This is a genomic window from Endozoicomonas sp. ALB115 (assembly GCF_049310245.1).
GTDB lineage: Bacteria > Pseudomonadota > Gammaproteobacteria > Pseudomonadales > Endozoicomonadaceae > Endozoicomonas.
Window position 1 is genome coordinate 24,946 of record NZ_JBLYZG010000008.1, and the last position, 23,079, is coordinate 48,024.

General features: G+C 49.7%; 20 protein-coding genes and 3 pseudogenes. 12 read left to right on the forward strand and 11 right to left on the reverse strand.

The annotated features are described in order from the left end of the window. The first annotated feature begins 174 nt into the window (after positions 1-174). Both acnB and ACO6VE_RS05410 read left to right on the forward strand, forming a co-directional pair. Complete coding sequence (gene acnB, locus ACO6VE_RS05405) at positions 175-2,766, forward strand: bifunctional aconitate hydratase 2/2-methylisocitrate dehydratase (protein WP_422460296.1); 2,592 nt, start codon at positions 175-177, stop codon at positions 2,764-2,766. Positions 2,767-2,874: 108 nt separating this feature from the next. Next, complete coding sequence (locus ACO6VE_RS05410) at positions 2,875-3,351, forward strand: YiiD C-terminal domain-containing protein (protein ID WP_422460110.1); 477 nt, start codon at positions 2,875-2,877, stop codon at positions 3,349-3,351. A gap of 1 nt (position 3,352) precedes the next feature. On the opposite strand, the gene ACO6VE_RS05415 is transcribed toward ACO6VE_RS05410, so the two are convergent. From ACO6VE_RS05415 to ACO6VE_RS05430, 4 genes are read right to left on the reverse strand one after another with little or no spacing between them, the layout of a single operon-like run. Next, positions 3,353-5,386, reverse strand: a complete 2,034-nt coding sequence (locus ACO6VE_RS05415; protein ID WP_422445122.1) for a transglutaminase TgpA family protein — start codon at positions 5,384-5,386, stop codon at positions 3,353-3,355. Continuing rightward, the gene (locus ACO6VE_RS05420; RefSeq protein ID WP_422460112.1) at positions 5,379-6,371 is read right to left on the reverse strand and encodes a DUF58 domain-containing protein; all 993 of its coding nucleotides are present in this window, start codon (positions 6,369-6,371) and stop codon (positions 5,379-5,381) included. Before ACO6VE_RS05420 ends, ACO6VE_RS05415 begins: the two co-directional genes overlap by 8 nt. Before the next feature lie 11 nt (positions 6,372-6,382). Next, positions 6,383-7,285 (reverse strand): AAA family ATPase, encoded by a 903-nt coding sequence (locus ACO6VE_RS05425; RefSeq protein WP_422460114.1) that lies wholly within the window; start codon positions 7,283-7,285, stop codon positions 6,383-6,385. A gap of 57 nt (positions 7,286-7,342) precedes the next feature. After that, positions 7,343-8,551, reverse strand: coding sequence for an O-succinylhomoserine sulfhydrylase (locus ACO6VE_RS05430; RefSeq protein WP_422445128.1), 1,209 nt, complete (start codon positions 8,549-8,551; stop codon positions 7,343-7,345). Between the two features lie 155 nt (positions 8,552-8,706). Between ACO6VE_RS05430 and ACO6VE_RS05435 the strand changes: the two genes are divergently transcribed. After that, positions 8,707-9,510, forward strand: a complete 804-nt coding sequence (locus ACO6VE_RS05435; protein WP_422460116.1) for a 5'-3' exonuclease H3TH domain-containing protein — start codon at positions 8,707-8,709, stop codon at positions 9,508-9,510. 363 nt (positions 9,511-9,873) lie between these two features. Here the strand turns inward: ACO6VE_RS05435 and ACO6VE_RS05440 are convergent, their stop codons facing one another. Continuing rightward, complete coding sequence (locus tag ACO6VE_RS05440; RefSeq protein ID WP_422460118.1) at positions 9,874-10,158, reverse strand: hypothetical protein; 285 nt, start codon at positions 10,156-10,158, stop codon at positions 9,874-9,876. 749 nt (positions 10,159-10,907) lie between these two features. On the opposite strand from ACO6VE_RS05440, the gene ACO6VE_RS05445 reads away from it, so the two are divergent. The 4 genes from ACO6VE_RS05445 (at position 10,908) to ACO6VE_RS05460 (ending at position 14,358) form a co-directional block, all read left to right on the forward strand. Beyond that, positions 10,908-11,609 carry a hypothetical protein gene (locus ACO6VE_RS05445; protein WP_422460120.1) on the forward strand — a complete coding sequence of 234 codons (702 nt, stop codon included), beginning with the start codon at positions 10,908-10,910 and terminating at the stop codon, positions 11,607-11,609. A 441-nt stretch (positions 11,610-12,050) separates the two neighbouring features. Then, positions 12,051-12,779, forward strand: a complete 729-nt coding sequence (locus ACO6VE_RS05450) for a hypothetical protein (protein WP_422445138.1) — start codon at positions 12,051-12,053, stop codon at positions 12,777-12,779. A gap of 160 nt (positions 12,780-12,939) precedes the next feature. Beyond that, positions 12,940-13,158, forward strand: coding sequence for a hypothetical protein (locus ACO6VE_RS05455; RefSeq protein ID WP_422445140.1), 219 nt, complete (start codon positions 12,940-12,942; stop codon positions 13,156-13,158). Positions 13,159-13,962: 804 nt separating this feature from the next. Next, positions 13,963-14,358, forward strand: coding sequence for a hypothetical protein (locus tag ACO6VE_RS05460; protein ID WP_422445142.1), 396 nt, complete (start codon positions 13,963-13,965; stop codon positions 14,356-14,358). Between the two features lie 141 nt (positions 14,359-14,499). On the opposite strand, the gene purF is transcribed toward ACO6VE_RS05460, so the two are convergent. Next, on the reverse strand, positions 14,500-16,002 hold the full coding sequence (gene purF, locus ACO6VE_RS05465; protein WP_422460122.1) for an amidophosphoribosyltransferase: 1,503 nt from the start codon (positions 16,000-16,002) through the stop codon (positions 14,500-14,502). 239 nt (positions 16,003-16,241) lie between these two features. Here purF and ACO6VE_RS05470 point away from each other — a divergent pair, with 239 nt between their 5' ends. Both ACO6VE_RS05470 and ACO6VE_RS05475 read left to right on the forward strand, forming a co-directional pair. After that, positions 16,242-16,613 carry a type II toxin-antitoxin system Phd/YefM family antitoxin gene (locus ACO6VE_RS05470; protein WP_422460124.1) on the forward strand — a complete coding sequence of 124 codons (372 nt, stop codon included), beginning with the start codon at positions 16,242-16,244 and terminating at the stop codon, positions 16,611-16,613. After that, a complete protein-coding gene (locus tag ACO6VE_RS05475) occupies positions 16,610-17,008 on the forward strand; it encodes a type II toxin-antitoxin system VapC family toxin (RefSeq protein WP_422445148.1) in 399 nt (132 codons plus the stop codon). Before ACO6VE_RS05470 ends, ACO6VE_RS05475 begins: the two co-directional genes overlap by 4 nt. Here ACO6VE_RS05475 and ACO6VE_RS05480 read toward each other — a convergent pair whose 3' ends face one another. Then, positions 17,009-17,503 (reverse strand): CvpA family protein, encoded by a 495-nt coding sequence (locus tag ACO6VE_RS05480; RefSeq protein ID WP_422445150.1) that lies wholly within the window; start codon positions 17,501-17,503, stop codon positions 17,009-17,011. A gap of 469 nt (positions 17,504-17,972) precedes the next feature. Here ACO6VE_RS05480 and ACO6VE_RS05485 point away from each other — a divergent pair, with 469 nt between their 5' ends. Beyond that, positions 17,973-18,407, forward strand: a complete 435-nt coding sequence (locus ACO6VE_RS05485; RefSeq protein ID WP_422460126.1) for a DUF29 domain-containing protein — start codon at positions 17,973-17,975, stop codon at positions 18,405-18,407. A 179-nt stretch (positions 18,408-18,586) separates the two neighbouring features. On the opposite strand, the gene ACO6VE_RS05490 is transcribed toward ACO6VE_RS05485, so the two are convergent. Then, positions 18,587-20,071: a mannose-1-phosphate guanylyltransferase/mannose-6-phosphate isomerase gene (locus ACO6VE_RS05490; RefSeq protein WP_422460128.1), complete on the reverse strand. Its 1,485-nt coding sequence runs from the start codon at positions 20,069-20,071 to the stop codon at positions 18,587-18,589. 123 nt (positions 20,072-20,194) lie between these two features. On the opposite strand from ACO6VE_RS05490, the gene ACO6VE_RS05495 reads away from it, so the two are divergent. Beyond that, positions 20,195-20,452, forward strand: coding sequence for a type II toxin-antitoxin system Phd/YefM family antitoxin (locus ACO6VE_RS05495; RefSeq protein WP_422445154.1), 258 nt, complete (start codon positions 20,195-20,197; stop codon positions 20,450-20,452). Further along, a complete protein-coding gene (locus ACO6VE_RS05500) occupies positions 20,452-20,871 on the forward strand; it encodes a type II toxin-antitoxin system VapC family toxin (protein WP_422445156.1) in 420 nt (139 codons plus the stop codon). The genes ACO6VE_RS05495 and ACO6VE_RS05500 overlap by 1 nt, the downstream gene beginning before the upstream one ends. 180 nt (positions 20,872-21,051) lie before the next feature. Here the strand turns inward: ACO6VE_RS05500 and ACO6VE_RS05505 are convergent. The 3 pseudogenes from ACO6VE_RS05505 to ACO6VE_RS05515 all read right to left on the reverse strand — a co-directional run. After that, positions 21,052-22,061: pseudogene (locus ACO6VE_RS05505) on the reverse strand (ISAs1 family transposase). Positions 22,062-22,228: 167 nt separating this feature from the next. Continuing rightward, a pseudogene (locus ACO6VE_RS05510) lies at positions 22,229-22,762 on the reverse strand (polysaccharide biosynthesis protein); the annotation flags it as partial. 21 nt (positions 22,763-22,783) lie between these two features. After that, a pseudogene (locus ACO6VE_RS05515) lies at positions 22,784-22,906 on the reverse strand (DegT/DnrJ/EryC1/StrS family aminotransferase); the annotation flags it as partial. Between the last annotated feature and the right edge of the window lie 173 nt (positions 22,907-23,079).

The window sequence follows — 23,079 nt, forward strand, 5'->3', positions numbered from 1 at the left end:
AAATAGTGGCTATTACGGTCTTTACTTAACTTGACAGGCACCTTTCGCTATACTGCCCGCGCCACCAGTGCTACTGGTAAAGATTTCCTTGGAACGTCTGACGGACCCTCAAGATCATAAAGGTTTGTCGAAGGATCGCCCAAGAGCCTGCCACAGATGATGAGGGTAGAACTCGTGTTAGAAGCCTACAGAAAACACGTCGAAGAACGTGCCCAAGAAGGTGTCCCACCAAAGCCGCTGAATGCAGAACAGGTGTCAGGCCTGATTGAACTGCTGAAAAATCCACCAGCCGGTGAAGAACAATATATTCTGGACCTCCTTGAAAATCGTATTCCTCCCGGTGTTGATGAAGCCGCCTATGTAAAAGCCGGATTCCTCTCCGCCCTCGTCAAGGGCGAAGCTGAATCCCCACTGGTTGACAGCAAGAAAGCCGTTGAGCTGCTGGGCATGATGCTGGGTGGTTACAATATCGAAACGCTGATAGCCCTTCTGGACAGCACCGAGCTGGGTGAACTTGCCGCTGAACAGCTGAAAAAAACCCTGCTGGTGTTCGACTCTTTCCACGATGTGGAAGAAAAAGCCAAAGATGGCAATGCCAATGCCCAGGCCGTTCTGAAATCCTGGGCTGAAGCAGAATGGTTCACCGGGCGTGATGCCGTGCCTGAAAGCATCAGGGTCGCGGTATTCAAGGTGACCGGTGAAACCAATACGGACGATCTGTCCCCTGCCCCTGATGCCTGGTCTCGCCCGGATATTCCTCTGCACGCTCGTGCTGCGTATAAGATGACCCGAGATGGTCTTGAGCCTGAAGAACATGGCGTTACCGGCCCGCTTGAGCAAATTGAAGCCATCAAGAGCAAAGGCCTGCCGGTTGCTTTCGTGGGTGACGTTGTCGGTACCGGCTCTTCCCGTAAGTCTGCCACCAACTCGGTGCTCTGGTTCTTTGGTGATGATATCCCCGGTGTGCCCAACAAGCGTGCTGGCGGTATCTGTATAGGCAGCAAGGTAGCCCCTATTTTCTTCAACACCATGGAAGATGCCGGTGCCCTGGTGTTTGAAGCCCCGGTGGATCAGTTAAACATGGGTGATGTTATCGAAATTCGCCCATACGATGGCAAGATCCTCTCTGAGTCCGGGGAAGTTCTGTCTGAGTTCACCTTCAAATCCGACGTTATTCTTGACGAAGTACAGGCCGGCGGCCGTATCAACCTGATCATTGGCCGTGGACTGACTGACAAGGCCCGTGAGGCGCTGGATCTGGGTCATTCCGACATATTCCGCCGCCCGCAGCCCCCTAAAGAATCAACCCATGGTTTCACGCTGGCCCAGAAAATGGTCGGCAAAGCCTGCGGTGTGCCCGGCGTCCGTCCTGGTCAGTACTGTGAGCCCAAAATGACCACTGTCGGTTCTCAGGACACCACCGGACCAATGACCCGTGATGAATTGAAAGATCTGGCCTGTCTGGGCTTCTCTTCTGACCTGGTTATGCAGTCTTTCTGTCACACTGCCGCCTATCCAAAGCCAGTAGATGTGGAAACTCACCACACGCTGCCGGACTTCATCATGAACCGAGGCGGTGTCGCCCTGCGTCCCGGTGACGGCATCATCCATAGCTGGCTGAACCGCATGCTGTTGCCAGATACCGTGGGTACCGGTGGCGACTCCCACACCCGTTTCCCGCTGGGCATCTCTTTCCCTGCGGGCTCAGGCCTTGTGGCATTTGCTGCGGCAACCGGTGTTATGCCATTGGATATGCCAGAGTCTGTTCTGGTTCGCTTCAAAGGTGAAATGCAGCCGGGCATTACTCTCCGTGATCTGGTACACGCCATTCCACTCTACGGCATCAAGCAAGGCCTGCTGACCGTCGAGAAGAAAGGTAAAAAGAATGCCTTCTCCGGCCGCGTACTGGAAATTGAAGGCCTGGAAAACCTCACCGTTGAACAGGCCTTTGAGCTCTCCGATGCTTCTGCTGAGCGCTCTGCTGCCGGCTGTACCATCACCCTGTCTGAAGAGTCCATCACTGAATATCTGAAGTCCAACATCACCATGCTGCGCTGGATGATCAGTGAAGGTTATGGCGATGCCCGCACTCTGGAACGTCGTGCCCGTAAGATGGAAGAGTGGCTGGCCAACCCAACCATGATGCGTGCGGATGCCGATGCGGAATACGCTGAGGTGATCGAAATCGATCTGGCAGACATCAAGGAGCCCATTCTCTGTGCGCCAAACGACCCGGACGATGCCCGTACACTGTCGGATGTTGCCGGTGACAAGGTCGATGAAGTGTTCCTGGGCTCCTGCATGACCAATATCGGCCACTTCCGTGCGGCCGGAAAACTGCTGGAACAGAACCATGATCCACTGAAGACCCGCTTCTGGATGTCGCCTCCCACCAAAATGGACAAGGCTCAGCTGGAAGAAGAAGGCTATTACAACATCTACAACGACAACGGTGTACGGACCGAAATCCCCGGCTGTTCACTCTGCATGGGTAACCAGGCACGTGTAGAGCCAGGCGCAACCGTACTTTCTACCTCTACCCGTAACTTCCCCAACCGTCTGGGGGATGGCGCTAATGTATACCTCTGTTCTGCTGAGCTGGCATCTGTCGGTGCCATTCTTGGCAAAATACCAACCGTGGCAGAGTATATGGCATACGCCAGCAACCTGGATGCCATGGCGGGTGACGTCTATCGCTACCTCAACTTTGACCAGGTAGAGTCTTATCAGAAGGCTGCTGACGATATCATCGCTAAAGCCAGCTGATACCCAGCTGATACATTGCTGCGTTAATCGACGAAAAAGCCCCTGTTATCAGGGGCTTTTTATTTTTATCATAGTTATTTAGATACCAGATGAGTGATGGCCTGCAATATGGACACGGCAACACCAGAATCCCATTTCACACCAGAACTGATCGCGTGGATAAAAGACAACATCCCGCTACTGAATAATATGGAAGTCAGTTTTGATCAGTTCAAGGATGGAGAATTAGTAATCAGCTGCCCACTGGCACCCAATATCAACGATAAAGGAACCGCTTTTGGTGGTAGTATTGCCGCGCTGGCCACCATCTGTGGCTGGCTGTTTACCACCCTTCACGCCAGAACACATGTAAAGGACTGCGCTGCCGTTATTGCCGATTCCCAACTGACCTACCATGCTCCCGGCAAAGGCCGCATATCAGCCCATTGCAGTGCCGTGGTTCCCGACAGGTTTTTTGATCGTTTGAATGAGCGCCGCAATGCCAAACTGGAATTAACGGTTGAATTATATTCAACGGAAAAAGAAGAACAGTCATCCATAAACATCGCAACCTACAAAGGCATTTATGTGGCGATGCCTGAGTAACTTACAGTTGCTTGATCATCTTGCTCAACTGATCAAGCAACGGTTTATCCAATTTCACCCGTCCCGAGTAGGCCGACTGAATATAGAGATCCACAATCGATAATAGTTGCGCACCCAACGCGTCATTTTCAGCGTTTACTCGCAATGCGAAATCTTTAGGCCCTTCCCCTGTCTGGCGTTCAAAACCCCTGGCAACCAGCTTGCGTTCCAGTCGTAACCAGAGCTTTTGATAAGGATTGAGCGCAGGCCTTTGAAAGAGAGCAAAGACCCCAAAAAGCAGCAGAAACAGCGCTAATAATGCACCGAGCACACCGACCTGCTGCCAGTAAAAAGACGAAGTACCAAACAACTCCTTCATAAAAGACTGCTGCTTTTCCTGCTGGTACTGCACCACAGACTTCTGCCAGCGGTACTCAAGTCGCTCCCAACCCTGTCGAACCGACTTGAAAAAGCCGGTTTGACCCAAACGATAAGCCAGAGGAATCTGCCCCTGCAACAATCCACCCTGATCAATCATGTCATCAATGCCAAGCTCAATACGTTCCGGTGCTACCGCTGCGGTGGGGTCAAATCGAATCCACCCCTGCCCTTCAACCCAAATCTCCGCCCAGGCGTGGGCATCTCGCTGAAGTACTCTGACCACCTTTTCTTCGGGTAAGTACTCCCCTCCGAGATAACCGGTCACGATGCGTGCTGGTATCCCCACCGAGCGCATCATAAACACAAAGCTGCTGGCATAGTGCTCGCAAAACCCTCTGCGATGGACAAACAGGAATTGATCGACCTCATTCTGCTCCATCAACGGTGGCGACAGTGTGTAGTAAAAAGGCTCCTGATTGAAATAGTCCATTACCCGTCGTCCCATGGTAACCGGATCCCGGCCAGACTGGGCAAACAACTGTTGCGCCAACATACGACTCTGGGCGTTACCATTGTCAGGCAAAGACTTATTAAGAGCCAGTAACCAGGAAGGCATAGTCATCGTCTTCGCAACCACGCTCTGTTGCGCAGGCTGATACAAGCGTCGTTCAAAAACAGGCTTATCTGCTTCCAGTCGTAAGGTTCTCAAAACTGTTGTTTCCGGAACCGCTACTGCAGCCATCCCGAGAACGGGAAGCCACTGTCGACCATTGGGCTCCAATAACACCTCATAGTTATACTGCCCTGGCTGAACCTGCCACCAGCCATCATTCACTGGCAATCTACCCCGCCAGTCTCGCTCATCATCGATTTCTCCCGGGAACTGATTTAATAAACGTATCAGGTCACTTTGCCACCACCGCTCACCATCGTACTGATCAAGAACCAGCGTTCTCCAATAACGTTCCCCGGCCGGTGGTACAGAACCCGTAAACTGAGCCCGAAAAGCCAACTCATAAGACTGGCTGAGTCTTGCCACATCACCTGGCTGCATCGCGTCAGACAGCCCGGTTTTAGCTTCTCCTTCAGGCCAGGGCACTGCCCATAATGGACCAAGACGGGGAACAAAAATAAACAGAGCCAACGTTAAAGGCAGGGCTTGCAGCAGAATAAGGCCGGAAAAACGAAGACTGCCTTTTATGGAGAAACTGGCGGAAGCACTGGATGTTGGCAAATACATCGCATGAATCGCTGCGACTAACACACCCAGGCACAATAACTGGTATAGCGCCTGCATCAGGGACTGGGAATAAATCACCCCGGCCCCCACCACAAAAAAGCCGATATAGGCGATCACCAACGCATCTCTGCGGATCTTCATCTCCAGCATTTTCAACGCGTAACCCGTCACCAGGAAGGTCACAGCCAATTCCAGTGAAAACTGCCAACCCGAGGACGTAATGATGATGACCAGGGAAAGGGCAACCAAAAGACGTCTTAACAGATCTGATGGCCAGGAGCCCCTGCCAAACCAGATCAGTGCACGCCACATCAGGGTAAGCACCAGTAGAGGAAGCACCGCAATGGGCAGGACCTCAAGCACCGGCAATGCCACCATAACCTGTGCCACCAGAAGCCAGAGCGTGGCATAACGGGAAACAGCCGGGCTATCCATTTATTCCTCCAGCCATACCCTGATCCAGCTCATACAACGCCAGCATCTCCAGGCACTGCTTTAAATGTACCTCACCGGTTGATGGTGCCAGTTGCTGCCCTGCCAGTGCCAGACCATAGGCATATTGTTGCTTATCACACTGCAAACACCAGGCGGTCAGAACCGAAAGCTTTTGCTCAAGATCTCCTTCCGGCACCTGATCCAGGGAAAACCAGAGTTCACGGCCTGATGGCTGATCAAACTGCTTGGTCAACAGCTCTTCTGTTCGGGCATAGCCTTTCCAGAAGACATGGGAAGGGGTATCTGTCTGCTGATAAGTTCTGAATCCGGCAAACTCTTCAGAACCTGATGTCGTCAATGACCGCTCACCATCGTCTGTGGTCTCATTCTCCGGTAACGGGTATCGATCATCCGGAGCCGGATAAACCAGCGAGTGAAAATCCAGACGAACCCAGCTCCATGCCCGACATAATTCCAAAGGGTAAATACTTTCTATACGCAGTCGCCCGGGCCGGAACCATCCCCGCAATCCAGCCTGAGCAAGCAAGCCCTGCTCACGATCGCTGTCAAAACTCACGACAACGGATTCGGTATCGGGCCAGCCAATAGCAATAGAATAACGCGGCCGCCGTTCACTGAGACATTCTATCGAAACCGGTATCCGCTCACCGGCAAATCCGGCTTCTGCCCTCTTGGCCACCAGGGTAATGCCGGCCAGATTACGCCACGTATGAATAATGGCTAATAAAAACAGGCTCAGCATAAAGAAGCAGAGACCATAAGCCAGTGAATTACGGTAATTAACCGCCACCAGAAAAATCACCAGCACCAGGGAAAGCCAGAAAAATCCCGAGCCTGTCGGTACAATATAAATACGACGCTGGTTAAGCTGAATTCGAGTTGCTCTGGGTGTGCGCTGATCAGCCCACTGCTGAAAACGCTGGTTCAGCCGACGCCGGGATGCAGTAACAAGTGAGTCTTTCATTGATGAACCACTCAAGCCATGGCATTAATACGGGCAAGGAGTTCACCGGGCGATATACCCTGTTTCTGCATGGTCAGCCGGTGCGTGGCAACCGGGACAAACACGGCCTGAATATCTTCCGGAATCAGGTAGTCCCTGCCGTCTATATAGGCCCAGGCCCTGGCTGCCTGTAACAATGCCAAACCCGCCCTTGGGGATAAACCAACGGCAAAATAACCCTCTTCACGGGTGGCCTTCAGTAATCGCAGCACATAATCCAGCAAGAGATCACTGGCGTGGACGTTATCGACTTCCTGCTGCATCAACAGAAACGCCTCTGGTGTCACTGACTGCCCCAGCTGGCTGACCAGAAATCGCCCGGCCTCACCCCGGAGAATGGCTTTTTCTGAGTCGGTATCCGGGTATCCCATGGGAATACACATCAAAAAGCGGTCCATCTGCGATTCTGGCAGTGGAAATGTTCCCTGTTGTGTCAACGGATTCTGGGTGGCAATCACCACAAACGGCTCAGGCAGCGATCTGCCCTGCCCTTCTATGGTCACCTGTCGTTCTTCCATGGCTTCCAGAAGTGCACTCTGGGTTCGCGGTGAAGCGCGGTTAATTTCATCCGCCAGCAGCAGCTGGGAAAACACAGGACCCGGCTTGAACTGGAATTCAGATGATGCCCGATCAAAAATGGAAACGCCCAGAATATCGGCCGGCAACAGGTCACTGGTAAACTGGATTCGTTGATATTCCAACCCCAGCAATCGGGCGAGTGACAGTGCCAGTGCTGTTTTCCCCATACCAGGCAGATCTTCGATTAACAGATGGCCCCGGGCTAACATACAGCACAATGCCAACCGAAGTTCCCGGTCTTTACCCCGAATAACACCAGACAGCGCGTCCAGAGAGTTCTGCAGCGTTGAGTTCATAAATCATGATTCCAGCTTTGTTCTTATTAAAAGCGCCATCCCCGGGCAGCACTGGGCTTACAACAACTGCCTGAGTCCCTTTTCCAGATCGGCTTTCAGGTCATCAATATTCTCAAGACCAACGGCAATACGAACCAGACTTTCTGTAATGCCTGACTTTATTTTGTCTTCATCGGATAAACGACAATGTGTTGTTGTTGCCGGATGGGTGATGGTGGTCCGGGTATCCCCCAAATTGGCAGTACGGGACATAATCTGAACACTGTCAATCACTTTCCAGGCGGACTCCCGACCACCGCTCACTTCAAAGGCCAACACGCCACCAAAACCCTGCTGCTGTTTTTTCGCCAGCTCATGGCCCGGATGGGAGTTCAACCCGGAATAATGAACGCGTTCCACAGCCGGATGCTGACTAAGCCAGAGTGCCAATTCCGAAGCGTTTCGACAGTGCGCGTCCATACGCACAGAGAGCGTCTCCAACCCTTTATAAAACACCCAGGCATTGAACGGACTCATGGTTGCACCCGCAGACCGCTGCCATAAGTGGACTTCATCCACGAGCTGTTTTCTGCCAACCACCATGCCTCCAAGGCAACGTCCCTGACCATCAATGTATTTTGTGGCCGAATGCACCACCAGATCCGCACCAAAAGAGAGTGGACGTTGCAGGGCCGGAGTACAGAAGCAGTTATCCACCATAAGCAAGGCGTCGTGACTGTGAGCAATATCCGCCAGCCGTTCAAGATCAGCCACATCACTCAATGGATTAGAAGGGGTTTCCAGAAATAGAAGACGGGTTTGTGGTGTCATCGCCTCTTGCCACCGTTGATAGTCCACCAGATCAACAAATGTGGTTTGCACACCGAACTTAGCAAAATACCGGGCAAAGACAGTGAATGTTGTGCCAAATACATTGCGGGAACAAACGACATGATCACCACTTTTCAGCAGCGACATACAGGTGCCAAGGATAGCGGCCATACCAGAAGCCGTGGCACAGGCGGTAATGTCGTCTTTAATCTCACTGCCTTCCAGCACCGCCATGCGCGCTTCCAGCATCTGGACTGAAGGGTTGGTATAACGGGAATAGACGTTACCCGGTTCATCCCCGGCAAAAACTGCCTGAGCATGGGCAGCACTGTCATAAACAAAACTTGAACTCAGATAAATGGCTTCACTGTGCTCACGCTGATCACTGCGAAACGAACCTGCCCGGATGGACTGAGTTGCAAATGCCAAAGTCTCAGTCAAATCATGATCATTCATGGAACTTCCTGAATTACCGCGTATTTTTTTTGTAATTTATACCTATGCCAGTCCGTTAACATACCAGAACACAGAACAAATCCACAGCCTGCTTTGAGCAAATTTCCGTTATCATTGTCAAACGAAAATACTCACCGCTGGAATCAACCGATAATATGGCACCAACACTGCTTCTAATTGATGCTCTGAACCTGATACGTCGCATCCATGCGGCCATTCCCTTAAGGGAGCCCCAGGCCGATGACAACCAACAGGTGGATGGGGCATTATCTGCAACACTGGCATCCGTGCAAAGAGCCATCAAAGAGTGTAACCCAAGCCATATTCTGATGGTCTTTGATGGCGACCCTCCTACCTGGCGACACCAGCTTCTGCCAGGATATAAAGCACAGCGCAAGCCGATGCCGATAGTCTTACGACAGAGACTGGTTGAATTCAATAATGCTTTCCGCGAGATGGGATTAATGACATTTCGTCGTAACGGCATAGAAGCTGACGACGTGATTGGTGCCATTACCCACAAGGCCATTGCCGTCAATGTCAAAACGGTGATTCTGTCAACGGATAAGACATACCGGCAGCTGTTGCATTCGCCCCTGGTCATACAGCGGGATCATTTCCAGAAAGTGAATTTTGACAGTGCCTCTGTGTGCACAGAGTATGGAATGCCCCCTGAAAAGTTACTGGACTACTGGGGTATGGCGGGTGTTGGCGATGTTCCCGGTGTTGAAGGCGTAGGAAAGAAAGGCGCGACTGAGCTACTTAACCGGTTTGGCAGTTTGCATGGGATATTCGAGCCTGAAGTGGCACATGGGGAAAAGGTGAAAGGTGCGCTGAAAAAGGTACTGGAGCAAAGAGAACAAGCCGAGTTATCGGTACGTTTGGCAACGTTACAGCATGATGTGGAGTTGGGGTTGAGCTTAAAAGACCTTCGATACCAGGAGATAACTCAGGGTTAGGCGACCACACCGGGTCCCGACGCTGTCACGAAGCCCGAAAACACGAAATTTGAGAGACGAAGGGTTACCGGCAGTAACCGGTCATAATATCGCTTCTACATGAACTTTTTACCGATCTACAAGTCTGCTGATCTATAGCATGTCGCATCTACCAAAGTTTAAAGTCAGGAGTGTTATTATGGATCGAGCAGGTTCATGCATTGAGCTTCGGAGTTATCGACAGGCTCCACAAAACAATTCTGAATCGGTTGTGAGGCAGGATGATCGAAGTTGTGGGACCAGGGCGTTTAAATGGATTGTCCGTCACCCTTTTCTGACAGCAGTTGCAACCATAGGGCTGCTTGGGGCTGCGTCTGCTGGCATTTATGGCTTAACGCTGTTGGGTGCAGCAGCACCTGTGGCAACGGCATTGTCTGCCCGAAATGTAACCGCCAAAGACCCGGCAACCAATACCTCGACCACCAAAACCCCGACAACCGAAGCCTCGACCACCGAAGCCCCGACATCCGAAGCCTCGACCTCCGAAGCCCCGACAACCGAAGCCTCGACCACCGAAGCCCCGATCTTTGGATCAGAAGATGAGAAAGACTTGAACTCCCTTTGCAAGGCTCCCAACTGCGCTTTTAAAGCAGTAAGCGCTGAATGCACAAAAAATTTCCATGTTAGACCGATATGTTGTAACAAATTCAACCCACATTGGCTCAGCTGGGCAAACGGACGAACCGGAGATTGGAGTAAACCTGACGTTACATATTTGAAATGCGCCTCATCATCAGAATGTACCAATAATTCTTCATTATTCATTAGCGCAGATCGTGTTGGCAAAGATAGTAGTGGATTTCGCTATGATACAGTAGATAAACTTTGCCAATCCGAAGGATGGGGTAAAGCTATTTACAGAATCCCTGATACCCGTACGCCCTGATTGTCAGGGCAACCACCGTGCCGAATCCGGCAAGTTCGTTTTCCAGCCGAAACATAGGTAAACATTATCATCCCCAACTTCGATTTTTCCACAAGCCCCTGGCGAGGCTGCCCCCTTCGAACCCGCTAAAAGTGAAAAGAAAAAAGACAGGTCCGTGCTGGAGGCCACCATTACTGTACTCACGACAAAAGACGAAAAGCCCGCTGGCTGCTGCAAGTGGCCTATGCTCGACTCAGCATCTTTTTTGTATAAAACACTGGATTTGTATTTTGCTCTGTAAGGGTATGTTTTTATTACCATTGAGCCTAACAGTTCTGCGGACTTTCATGATTTCCCACTACTAAAGGATTACCAACAGTAACCGGCCATGGCCATAATGTCACTTCTACTACGTGAACTTTTTACTGATCCACGGGTCTACAAATCTGCGTGATGCCAGCTACCAACAAAGTTTTAAATCAGGAGTGTTATTATGGATCGAGCAAGTTGTTCAGATATTGCGCTTCATAATTACGCACAAGCTCCACGAAACGATACTGAATCGGGTGTAAGGCGGGATGGTCGGAGTTGTGGGACCAAGGTGTTTAAATGGATTGTCAGTCACCCTTTTCTGGCAGCAGTTGCAACCATAGGGTTGCTTGGGGCTGCGTCTGCTGGCATTTATGGCTTAACCCTGTTGGGTGCAGCAGCTCCTGTTGCAAAGGCGCTGTCTTCCCGAAATGTAACCACCGAAACCCTGGCCACCAATATCTCAACCACCGAAGCCCTGACCACCAAAGCCCTGACCACCAAAGCCCCGACCACCGAAGCCCCGACCACCGAAGCCCTGACCACCAAAGCCCCGACCACCGAAGCCCTGACCACCAAAGCCCCGATCTTTAGATCAGAAGATGAGAAATATTTGAACTCTGAATGCAAGGCTCCCTGCGCTTTTAATGCAAAAAGCGCTGAATGCACAGGAAATCCCCGGGTTAATCCGTCATGTTGTCTAGGATCCCTCAACTCCTCATATTGGATGAGTCAGCCAAACGGACAACCCGTCAATTGCACAACAAAATCACAAGCATGTACCAATCAATCTCCATCATTGAGTGGTGAAAAAGGTTTCTTTCATTCAATGAAGGATTTTTGTCAACAAAATGGGTGGGGTAAAGCTATTTACAGAATCCCCTAATACCCGTAAGCCTTGGTTGCCAGCCGAAAAACCAGAGGCAAACATTAACATCCACATGTCGATGTGCTTCAAAGGGTGATGCATCAGCGAAAAGAAAAAAAAACAGGCCGTGCTGGAGGCCACCACCGTTGATGTGCGCAGGTCAAAAGACGAAAAGCCCGCTGGCTGCAGCAAGTGGCCGATGCTCGACTCAGCATCCTTTTATGTTCGGCAAATAGCTCAGCCATTCACCTCACAAAACCAAATTTTTATCCTCAATTTTCTGTCGTCCTCGCTACGGGGTCGCCCAGACGGGCGCTATTCTTGAACAGCCTCCTGCTGGATGAAGGATTACCAACAGTACCCGGCCAAATGTCGCTTCTACGTGAACTTTTTACTGAACCACGAATCTACAAATGCGCATGACGCCATCTACCAAATTTTTAAATCAGGAGTGTTATTATGGATCCAGCAAGTTGTTCAAATTTCGAGCTTCATAATTACGCACAAGCTCCACAAAACGATACTGAATCGGGTGTAAGGCAGGATGATCGAAGTTGTGGGACCCGGGCGTTTAAATGGATTGTCCGTCACCCTTTTCTGACAGCAACTGCAATCATTGGGGTAGTTGGGGTTGCGTCTGCTGGCATTTATGGCTTAACCCTGTTGGGCGCAGCAGCACCTGTTGCATCAGCGTTGTCTTCCCGAAATGTAACCGCCAAAGCCCTGGCCACCAATGCCTCGACCACTCAAGCCTCGACCACTCAAGCCTCGACCACTCAAACCTCGACCACTCAAGCCTCGACCACTCAAGCCTCGACCACTCAAACCTCGACCACTCAAGCCCCGAGCTTTTTTAGATCATATGATGAGGAAAAATTGAACGCCCTCTGCAGGAGGCACGATTGCACTTATTATGCAATAAACGCTACTTGTTCAGAAAATCACCGGATTAAAACGATATGTTGTGACGCACCCACCCCATATTGGAAGACCGGGTTTCTCGGACGAGACTACATTGTCAGTAACGGTAAGATTACACCTCTTAGCTGCGACAATGGTAAATCAGAACTATGTACCAATCATTCTCCATTATTCTATAGCTACAATAATATTTTAAATAGACTTGATTCAACTGATCGTTATTGTCAACACCTTGGTTCGGGCAACGCCATTTATAGAATCCGCTAATACCCGTATGCCCTGGTTGCCAAGGCAGCCAGTGTGCCGAATCCGGCGGGTTCGGTTTCCAACCGAAAAATCAGAGGCAAACATTAACATCCTCATGTCGATAAGCTGTAAAGAACATTGCATCACCGAAGAGAAAAAGCCTGAAGCGTAGCGTAAGCCGATGCCGATGGTCTTTCGCCAGAAGCTGGTTGAATTCAATAATGCTTTCCACCAGATGGGACGAATGAAGATTCGTCATAACGGCATAGAAGAAGACGACGTGATTGGTGCCATTACCCACAATGCCAATGCCGCCAATGTCAAAACGGTGATTCTGTCAACGAATAAGGATTACCGGCAGCTGCTGCATTCAGGTCGAATGGGTGAGTCGAAGAATTAACGATATTAACCGGCCAAAAGGTCGCTCCTGCGTGAACTTTTTACTGATTCACCGATCTACAATAGGGCATGACGCCATCTACCAAGTCTTAAAGTCAGGAGCATTATTATGGATCGAGCAGGTTATTCAAATCTTATTGAGCTTAAGAATTACGGTCAGGTTCCACAAAGCGATGCCGAATCGGGTGCGAGTCAGGATAAACGAAGTTTTGGAACCAGGGCGATTAAATGGGTTGCCAATCACCCTTTTCTGGCAGCAGCTACAGCCATTGGGTTGCTTGGGGCCACTTCAGGTGGTATTTATGCCTTAACCCTTTTAGGTGCAGCAGCTCCTGTTGCAACGGCGTTGTCTGCCCGAAATGTAACCCTTCCAGGTGCAGTAGTTCCTGATGTAACGGCGTTGTCTGGCCAAAATAAAACTTACAACACCACGACCACCAAAGTACCGACTACCAGACTAACGTCTACAGAAGAACCGACTACCGAAGAACCGACCTGTACAGCAGTATGCGTTACATGTACAGGAAATGATAAGGTTAATCCGTTATGTTGTAATGAACTTCTCCCACTACGCCGAGTGCGTGTCGCAACTTGGAAAAGCAATCCAGACGGAGTAGTTCCCGCTGATCGTTCTATAACGTGCTATCAAAATTCATCACAATGCACCAATAAATCTGGTTTACTCACAATCCCAAGTGACAAATATTCTTTCGGCGTATATCACAATTCGATGGATGCTTTTTGTCAAGACAAAAAGTGGGGCAGCGCTAATTATACAGTTGCAGCAGCGCCTGTTACAACGGCTTTGTCTGGTCGACATACAACCAACAAAAGACCGATCTCCAAAACCACGACCACCGAAGCCCTGACCACTAAAACCCCGGCCACCGAATCCTCGACCATCGGAGCCTCGATCACCAAAACCCCGACAACCAAAGACTCGACCACCAAAGACTCAACCATCGAAGACTCGACCAACAAAACCCCGACAACCGAAGACTCGACCACCAAAACCCCGACAACCAAAGACTCGACCACCAAAACTCCGACAACCGAAGACTCGACCACCAAAACCCCGACAACCAAAGACTCGACCACCAAAGACTCAACCATCGAAGACTCGACCACCAAAACCCCGACAACCGAAGACTCGCCCACCAAAGACTCGACCACCGAATCCCCAACCTCTAGACCGGGTTAATCCGATATGTTGTAACTCGAACAACAACCCATATTAGACGAGCTGGCCAAACGGAGAAACCGCCAGTGGCGGTTTTCGTTTGACATGCGATCCCTTCAGATCACCAGCATGTACCAATAAATCTCCATTAAGCAAAACAAGTCAGAGATCCCCTTCGTTATGAAGATCAATAATATCACTCTCCGCCTGACGACTATCATCGTTCCGGCTGGAAGCCAGCTGCTCCAGATAATGAGCATCAATATTACCGGCTACATAACAACCATCAAACACGGAGCAATCGAAATCGTCAATGGCCTGATTAAGAGAAGAAACCGCTTTCTTAAGATCATCCAGATCCTGAAAAATCAGTTTATCGGCACCGATCTGTTCACAAACCTCCTGATCCGTACGACCATGGGCAATCAGTTCTTCCCGGGTTGGCATATCAATGCCGTATACATTGGGATAACGAATGGCAGGAGCCGCTGAACAGAAATACACCTTTTCGGCCCCGGCATCCCTGGCCATCTCAATAATCTGCTCACAGGTGGTGCCACGGACAATGGAGTCATCCACCAGCAGCACATTCTTACCGGCAAACTCCTGATGAATGGCATTCAGCTTCTGCCGTACAGACTTCTTGCGAATGGCCTGACCGGGCATGATAAAGGTCCGGCCAATATAACGATTCTTAACAAAACCTTCCCGATAAGGCAGACCCAGGCGGGTTGCCATCTCCAGGGCAGAGTTTCGGCTGGTATCCGGAATGGGCATCACCACATCAATATCATGATCAGGCCATTCCCGGAGGATTTTATTGGCCAGCGTCTGCCCCATACGCAGACGGGACTGATAGATAAAAATACCATCCAGGCTGGAATCCGGGCGGGCCAGATACACGTACTCAAACATGCAGGGAGTCAGTTTACCGGGCACACACTGGAAAGTATGGAGCTGACGCTGCTCATCAATATAAATGGCTTCCCCCGGAGCAACATCACCCACCAGCTCAAAGTCGAGGGCATCAAGGGCCACTGATTCTGAGGCCAGCATATACTCAGCACCGTTCTCAGTCTCCCGCTTACCGTATACCAGCGGCCGAATACCATGGGGATCCCGGAAACCAACCATGCCATGACCATTAATCAGGGCCACCACCGCAAAGCCACCTTCACAGCGCTGGTAAACACCGGTTACTGCGTTGAAAATATCTTCTGCCAGCGGTTTATGCTTACCCTCTTTGGCCAATTCATGGGCAAAAACATTCAGCAGGATTTCAGAGTCGGAGTGGGTATTAATGTGGCGGAGGTCACTGACAAACAACGACTGTTTGATATCATCCGCATTGGTCAGGTTGCCGTTATGGGCTAAAGCGATGCCATAAGGCGAGTTAACATAGAATGGCTGGGCTTCTGCTGAACTGGAAGTACCCGCCGTCGGGTATCGAACATGCCCAAGGCCGGAGCAGCCATTAAGCCGCTTCATATGACGGGTACGAAAGACATCCTTCACCAGCCCGTTATCTTTACGCAGGAAAAAGCGACCTTCATCAAGAGTCACCATCCCCGCAGCGTCCTGCCCCCTGTGTTGCAGCACAGTCAGCGCATCGAACAACAGCTGGTTAACATTCACCGTTGCCGAAATACCGACAATTCCACACATGCACTCATCCTCAGGATTGATCAGCTAATATCGTTATCGGAACTAATGATTAAAATTGCCTGTTCAATCACTTTAAACCCGTTTATCCCTGATAACGGAGAGCCTGAGATAATACGCTAAATCAGAGGATTACGAAAACCACAACTTCCCTTAAGATCAGCAAACTGCGAAAAAGTTTTTGCACAATACGGGTCAAGTAACTATGTTTAAACTAGTTCAATTAGCTAGAAATACCCGCCATGACAAAAGAATCAACCCAGATAACCGTTGGTATGCATGAAGCGAAAACCAGGCTCTCGGAATTAGTGCGCCTGGCTCTGGAAGAAAATGCCGACATTATCATCACCCAGCGTAAAAAACCGGTCATGCGGCTGGTGCCATATACAACAGCCGCAGATAACAGGGGGCATGGATTATTAAAGGGGAAGGTTGCTTACGATAAGAGCATTACCGATACGTCGGTCGAGGTGAATGACAGCTCTTATTCAGGAATCTCAGAGCCATGCCACAGGGCATCAAAAACACCCATGGAAACCCTGCGGGGATCGGTACTTTCCTATGATGACCCAACCACCCCCGTTGCCGATGAAGACTGGGAGGCCAACCATTGATCGTCCTTGATACCCATATCCTGATCTGGTGGCTGTCCGGCTGTCATAAACTTAGTACAGCCGCACGTAATGCCATTGAACAGGAACAGAAAAACAACGGTTGCCTGATAGTATCCACCATCACCAGCTGGGAGATCGCCATGCTGGTCAACAGAGGTCGACTGAATCTGACCATGGATCTGGACTCCTGGCTGGGATTGGCGCAGCAGGTGGATTCACTGCATTTCGAACCCTTAAGCAACAAAGTGGCCATTGAATCCACCCGATTACCTGGCCAGTTCCATAAAGACCCGGCAGACCGGATTATTGTCGCGCTATCCAGATCATTAGCCGCACCACTGGTAACTGCCGATGAGAAGATACTGACTTATTCTCATGTAAAAACCATCAGTTAGTCAGCTTTGCATCAACGGCCCCATAACATCAACAACCGTCTGCTTGGACCAGTCAGCCAGCAGCATAAAATGGGGTAAAAGCACCGACTGCTGCCAGGCCTGATCCTGCTCCAGGGGAGCCAGCGTCATCAGGCCAACGAGAATCGTCACCAGTAAACAGCCTCGCAAACCACCAAACGCCATGCCCAGAATACGGTCAGTACCCGACAACCCCGTCGCCTGAACCAGTTCAGCAATAATACGATTAACCAGCGCACCGACCATCAGCGTTGCCACAAACAGCAAGGCACAGGCGGCCATTACCCGAACAGATGGAGTGGCTATGTAATCAGTCAATCGCTCTGACAGGGCACCACCAAACGACCAGGCAACAAAAATAGCGGCCAGCCAGGTCAACAGGGAGAGAACCTCTTTAAAAAAACCGCGCTTTAAACTGATAAGCGCGGAGATGATAACAATACCGGCGATCAGCCAGTCGATCCAGGTGAAAGTCAATACCTAACTCCTTAACAAACAATGGAACCAAGCTATGCTGGAAGCTGTCTAAATACACGATAACTCTGTGGCTGATCAATAATACAGCAAACACTCTCTTTAACGACAGTAAGATAGCGCAGCAGCTAGTACATGGTTTCAATGAGTTTGACGTGTACAATCTCCGTTCGCCCTGAGCGAAGTCGAATCTCCGCTCACCCTGAGCGAAGTCGAATCTCCGCTCACCCTGAGCGAAGTCGAATCTCCGTTCACCCTGAGCGGAGTCGAATCTCCGTTCACCCTGAGCGGAGTCGAATCTCCGTTCACCCTGAGCGGAGTCGAATCTCCGTTCACCCTGAGCGGAGTCGAAGGGTGCTTGGCACGATCTATCAGAGTCCGGCGTTTCCGCCCTTCGACTGGCCCTCAGGATGAACAGGGTGCACGGGTATTAAAGCTTTTCTGCACTGACTGAAATAATGGAGCCCTCCCCATGAAGGATTTATACCAGACAGACTTTTACAGCTGGACTCAGCAACAGGCAGAACTGATACGCAGTGGCCGGATAGCCGAACTGGATCTTCATAACCTTCTTGAGGAAATCGAGGGCATGGGCCGAAGTGACTACCGGGCACTGCAATCCCGTCTGACAGTACTGCTGATGCACCTGCTGAAATGGCAATACCAACCAGACAAACAACTCACCGGCCATAGCTGGGAAAGCACCATCAAAGAACAGAGAAAACAGATACGCCGACTGTTAAGGGCTAACGCCGACCTGAAGTCAAAAATTCCTGAAATGTTGCCTCTCGCCTACGGAGATGCAGTGGAAGATGCTCATGATGAAACCGGGATACCCACCTCATCATTTCCGAACCTGTGCCCATGGCGGTTTGAAGAGGTGGTCGATGCCAATTTCAAACCCTGACCACCATTAAGGACAATGACTAATGAGTTGTCTGAAAATGACTTCCCTATTTTCATTCCCTGACTCCGTTCGGACTGAGCTTGTCGAAGTTCGGTGGCACGCCCCTTCGACAAGCCTCAGGGTGAACGGAAATAATAAACAATTCCTAAGCTGAGGGTTACTCATGCCATGAAATCACCTCAAGCTCTTCCATAGGTATCCTCAAAACGCTCAATATCATCTTCACCAAGATACCCGCCACTTTGAACTTCGATCAATTCAAGGTCAAACTTCCCCGGGTTCTCCAGCCGATGCACCGCTCCAATAGGAATATAAGTGGACTGATTTTCGGTTAACAAAACCTCTTTCCCATCAATTTCCACCAGTGCTGTGCCCTTCACCACAATCCAGTGCTCAGCACGATGATAATGCTTCTGCAACGACAACCTGGCACCTGGTTTGACCATAATGCGCTTGACCTGAAAACGCTCACCCATATCAATGGCGTCATAAGCTCCCCAGGGCCGACAAACCTTCCGATGCAGATTCACCTCAGGTCGTCCTGCGGCTTTGAGCGACTCAACTACCTTCTTGACATCCTGCACCTGATCTTTATGCGCAACCAGAATGGCATCGTCGCTTTCTACCACGACAAGATCATTGACCCCAACCGTTGCAATCAGCTTTTTCTCACTGCGTACATAGCTATTGGTAGTATCCTGTAGCAGAACATCCCCCTGAACCGAGTTCCCCAGCTCATCCTGCTCAGAAATATCGGCAAGAGAAGACCAGGAACCAACATCAGACCATCCCGCATCCAACGGAACAACAACGGCATCCGTCGTTTTTTCCATCACCGCATAGTCGATAGAGTCATCCGGGCATGCCCTGAAGGCGTCTTCATCCAACCGGATAAAATCAAGGTCAGGATTCTGAACCATCATCGCTTTTTCACAGGCTGCCAGAATATCTGGCCGGAACTGCTTCAGTTCTTCAAGATAACGGGAAGCTTTAAACATAAACATGCCGGAGTTCCAGTAATAATCACCAGAAGTCAGATAGTCCTGAGCAGTCTCCTGATCCGGCTTCTCAACAAACTCTGTTACAGAGTAGATAGTTGTCAGTGATGTGTCGTGAGCCGGGGATTCAGGCTCATTCGTTTTATCAGCTACTCCCTGATTACCAATTAACTTGTCACCCGCCTTGATATAGCCATACCCCGTTTCCGGATGGGCAGGCACAATACCAAACGTCACCAATTTACCTTCCATTGTCGTCGGCAACGCCGCCTCAACCGCCCGATGAAACGCCTTTTTATCCTGAATCACATGATCCGCCGCCAGCACCAGCAACACCGACTCTTCCTGATGATCTCCTTGCTCCAAAGCTTTTAAAGCCGCCAAAGCAACCGCAGGTGCCGTATTCCTGCCCACCGGCTCCAGAATAATCGCCTCGGCACTGCGCCCCATCTGACGAAGCTGCTCCGCCACCAGAAAACGATGATCCTCATTGGCAATCACCACTGGAGCGCCCGCAGCATCCAGACCATCCAGCCGGGCCACGGTATTCTGAAACATGGTCTGATCATTGACCAGTGGCAGAAACTGCTTCGGATACAGAGCCCTGGATTGAGGCCAGAGGCGACTGCCACAACCGCCGGATATTATTATGGGTATTAAGTTCATAGATGTTTTGGGTTGTGGGTTATGAGACAAGACTCAAAAATAAAAACAGTTTATATAAATTTTGAAAAGTGCAAATAATGTAGCTACATTACTACACAGTGAATTGTTAATAGGGCTAGTGGCATGAGTATAACGACCATTTCATCACGGACATTTAACCAGAATGTCACGGAGGCTAAGCGATCGGCGCTTAAGCGACCGGTATTTATTTCTGACAGAGGGAACGTCACGCACGTTTTGCTCAATATCGATCACTATAAAGAGATCACCCGCAATGCTGCCAATATTCTTGAACTGCTGGCTATGCCCGAAACGGAAGATACCGACCTGGAAGCGGAGCCTTTAAAAGACAACTTCCTGAAACCGGCAGATTTTTCCTGATGTACCTGCTTGATACCAACGTTGTTTCTGAGCTACGCAAATGCAGCACAGGCAAAGGCAGTCCTGCGGTAAGTCGATGGGCCGGATCCGTGGTACCGAATGAACTCTACCTTTCGGTGATCAGCGTTCTGGAAATAGAAATGGGCATCCTGTTAAAAGAGAGGAAAGACCCGCAGCAGGGTAAAGTGCTCAGAGCGTGGATGGACCAGCGAATGCTTCCCGCCTTTGAGGGGCGCATTTTGGTACTGGATACCCCGATTGCCCTACACTGCGCCCAGTTGCATATCCCAAACCCGAAGTCTGAGCGGGACGCAATGATTGCCGCCACCGCTATCATTCATCAAATGACCGTTGTTACCAGGAACATCAGGGACTTTGAACAGTCAGGTGCAAAACTGTTCAATCCTTGGGACTTTTGAACTGGGAATTGGAAATAGTTTTTTTCTGTGGAAGTCATGTTTCCCGGGAGTGGTTATCTTGTTTTTTTTTGATGGCGCTGATTAAGCCTGACAGCATTCTGAATAGCGTATCGACTTTCGCTAATATGGTACCAAGTGGATAAAAAACCAGCTCACCTCCGATAATACGCCAGGTAAAAATCATGAAACCCCGCACCCTGCGAGGACTTCAGACAGATATCGAGTGCTCATGGCGGCCTTTTTCTGCTTCCGCTTCAGACCAGCTTTAAAGGTTTTGGTATTGTTCAACATATTTAACTGCCATATGTCGAAAACCAGTGAGCATTTCAGCTGCATTGCCTCTTCTGATTCGACAATCATCTTCTCTCATTGCAACATCCATTTTCCATTCTGGCAGACAAAATAATCCCGAGCGTTTTCATTCCTTTCCAATCAAAAGAAAGATTAACGAATTCATCAAAGATATCACTGACTATATGAAGACGTGTTTCCATTCTACCATGGCTTTTCTCTTCGGTTCTGAAAGTATCACCCTTCCATTGATTCACTTTTTCAACAGAAAAATGATTCTCAAATGCTTCATGAAGCTTACCCTGGTTACCTTTTACCGCTAGCAAATAATCAGCGCCTTTATCGACGATTTTCTTGGCAATATCCCTCTGACACCCCATGGCGTCTATGGTTACGAGGCATCCACGAATTGCAAGGAGTTCAAGTAATGCAGGTATGGCGGTAATCTCGTTACTTTTATCATTCATTTTAATTTGACCAAGAACCAATTCGTTTGCAGTAGCAAACGCACTCACCATGTGAATTGCTCCTTTATCCTTACCCTTGTCGTAAGATCCTCTTGCTGTTTTTCCATCAATTGCAATGATCTCACCATTGGTTGCCCGGTTGCAGGCTTGCATCCACTCAATAAAGCATTTCTGGAATTGCTTTGGGTTAATGGCAGCAACTACCCTGGAAATTGTATGATGGGAAGGAATGCCGTATTCAAATTCACCATATTTTTTTAACCCATCCAGTCGCTCATTGCCGAAGTCTTCAATTTCTTCCCAGCCTTCGCAACCCGCAATGACTGCACAAATGACTAAGAGCAGAATATCAGCAAGTTTATGGTCTACTTTCCATTGTTGACGTGCGTCATAAATGACAGATAGCCTATTCATTAAATCAAATGCATTCATTTCCAGAACATCCAAATCTTTTTTATAAGACACTGGATGTATATTTTGCTCTATAAGGGGATGTCCTTATAGCCATTGAGCCCAATGGCTTCGGGGGCTTTCATGATTTTTCCCTAGCTCGCTTGGTTAAATAAAGATGAAATAAAACCAAAACACAGCAGCTACTGTTAAGCAGTCTCAAGCTGGTGAGATTTCTTGTCACCTACTTTTTTAGCAGAGGGCTGACACAACCAGTCAACCAGGATACTGTCCGGAGTAAAGCCCGAAACGAAATCAACCATAATGCCTCTTGCTCTATCATAGTCATGATGCTCTATGGAGAGCAGTATCCTTTCAATACCCTGAGTCAGGATCCCCCAGTCAGAACTCTCTTCCATCGCTCGGTATATCAAGGGATGATGGGTCTCACTGACATTGTCGCCAATCAAAAGCTCTTCATAAAGCTTTTCACCAGGGCGCAAACCAGTGTATTGAATTTCAATATCGCCCTCTGGATTGTCATCATTCTTTTCAACAAAACCAGACAGTCGAATCATATGTCTTGCCAAATCGGCAATCCTAACGGGTTCGCCCATATCCAACAGAAAAACATCACCACCGCCTCCCATAGATCCAGCTTGAATAACTAACTGAGCGGCTTCAGGAATCGTCATAAAATAACGGGTGATTTCCGGGTGGGTAACCGTCACAGGGCCACCAATCTTCAGTGCATGAAGCGCCGGGTCCAATGCCAGAGTTCCGTTAGCCAGAGCAATGTCATAATTGGTTCCACAGTATTCCGAAAATTCACGTTCGAACTCACGGCTTACAGTGCCGGACCAGTATTTGACTTTATTGGACAACACTACACGGCTGACCGCATCGGCCTCTTCCCGGGTGTAGGACGGACAGGGGGGAAAGGGGGGGCAAACTGAGCAATTAAATTAATGGCAAAACTCCCCACCCACTTCCTGTAATCCGTTATCCGAAAAAGATAAGAAAAAAAGGCTTAAAGGATTACGGGCAACGGGTAACGGGT

Excerpts from the sequence above, each read along its gene's own strand:
- ACO6VE_RS05410 (WP_422460110.1), top strand. The coding sequence starts at position 2,875 with ATGGACACGGCAACACCAGAATCCCATTTCACACCAGAACTGATCGCG.
- ACO6VE_RS05415 (WP_422445122.1), bottom strand. The coding sequence starts at position 5,386 with ATGGATAGCCCGGCTGTTTCCCGTTATGCCACGCTCTGGCTTCTGGTG.
- ACO6VE_RS05420 (WP_422460112.1), bottom strand. The coding sequence starts at position 6,371 with ATGAAAGACTCACTTGTTACTGCATCCCGGCGTCGGCTGAACCAGCGT.
- ACO6VE_RS05425 (WP_422460114.1), bottom strand. The coding sequence starts at position 7,285 with ATGAACTCAACGCTGCAGAACTCTCTGGACGCGCTGTCTGGTGTTATT.
- ACO6VE_RS05430 (WP_422445128.1), bottom strand. The coding sequence starts at position 8,551 with ATGAATGATCATGATTTGACTGAGACTTTGGCATTTGCAACTCAGTCC.
- ACO6VE_RS05435 (WP_422460116.1), top strand. The coding sequence starts at position 8,707 with ATGGCACCAACACTGCTTCTAATTGATGCTCTGAACCTGATACGTCGC.
- ACO6VE_RS05445 (WP_422460120.1), top strand. The coding sequence starts at position 10,908 with ATGGATCGAGCAAGTTGTTCAGATATTGCGCTTCATAATTACGCACAA.
- ACO6VE_RS05450 (WP_422445138.1), top strand. The coding sequence starts at position 12,051 with ATGGATCCAGCAAGTTGTTCAAATTTCGAGCTTCATAATTACGCACAA.
- ACO6VE_RS05455 (WP_422445140.1), top strand. The coding sequence starts at position 12,940 with ATGCCGATGGTCTTTCGCCAGAAGCTGGTTGAATTCAATAATGCTTTC.
- purF (WP_422460122.1), bottom strand. The coding sequence starts at position 16,002 with ATGTGTGGAATTGTCGGTATTTCGGCAACGGTGAATGTTAACCAGCTG.
- ACO6VE_RS05470 (WP_422460124.1), top strand. The coding sequence starts at position 16,242 with ATGACAAAAGAATCAACCCAGATAACCGTTGGTATGCATGAAGCGAAA.
- ACO6VE_RS05485 (WP_422460126.1), top strand. The coding sequence starts at position 17,973 with ATGAAGGATTTATACCAGACAGACTTTTACAGCTGGACTCAGCAACAG.
- ACO6VE_RS05490 (WP_422460128.1), bottom strand. The coding sequence starts at position 20,071 with ATGAACTTAATACCCATAATAATATCCGGCGGTTGTGGCAGTCGCCTC.
- ACO6VE_RS05495 (WP_422445154.1), top strand. The coding sequence starts at position 20,195 with ATGAGTATAACGACCATTTCATCACGGACATTTAACCAGAATGTCACG.
- ACO6VE_RS05500 (WP_422445156.1), top strand. The coding sequence starts at position 20,452 with ATGTACCTGCTTGATACCAACGTTGTTTCTGAGCTACGCAAATGCAGC.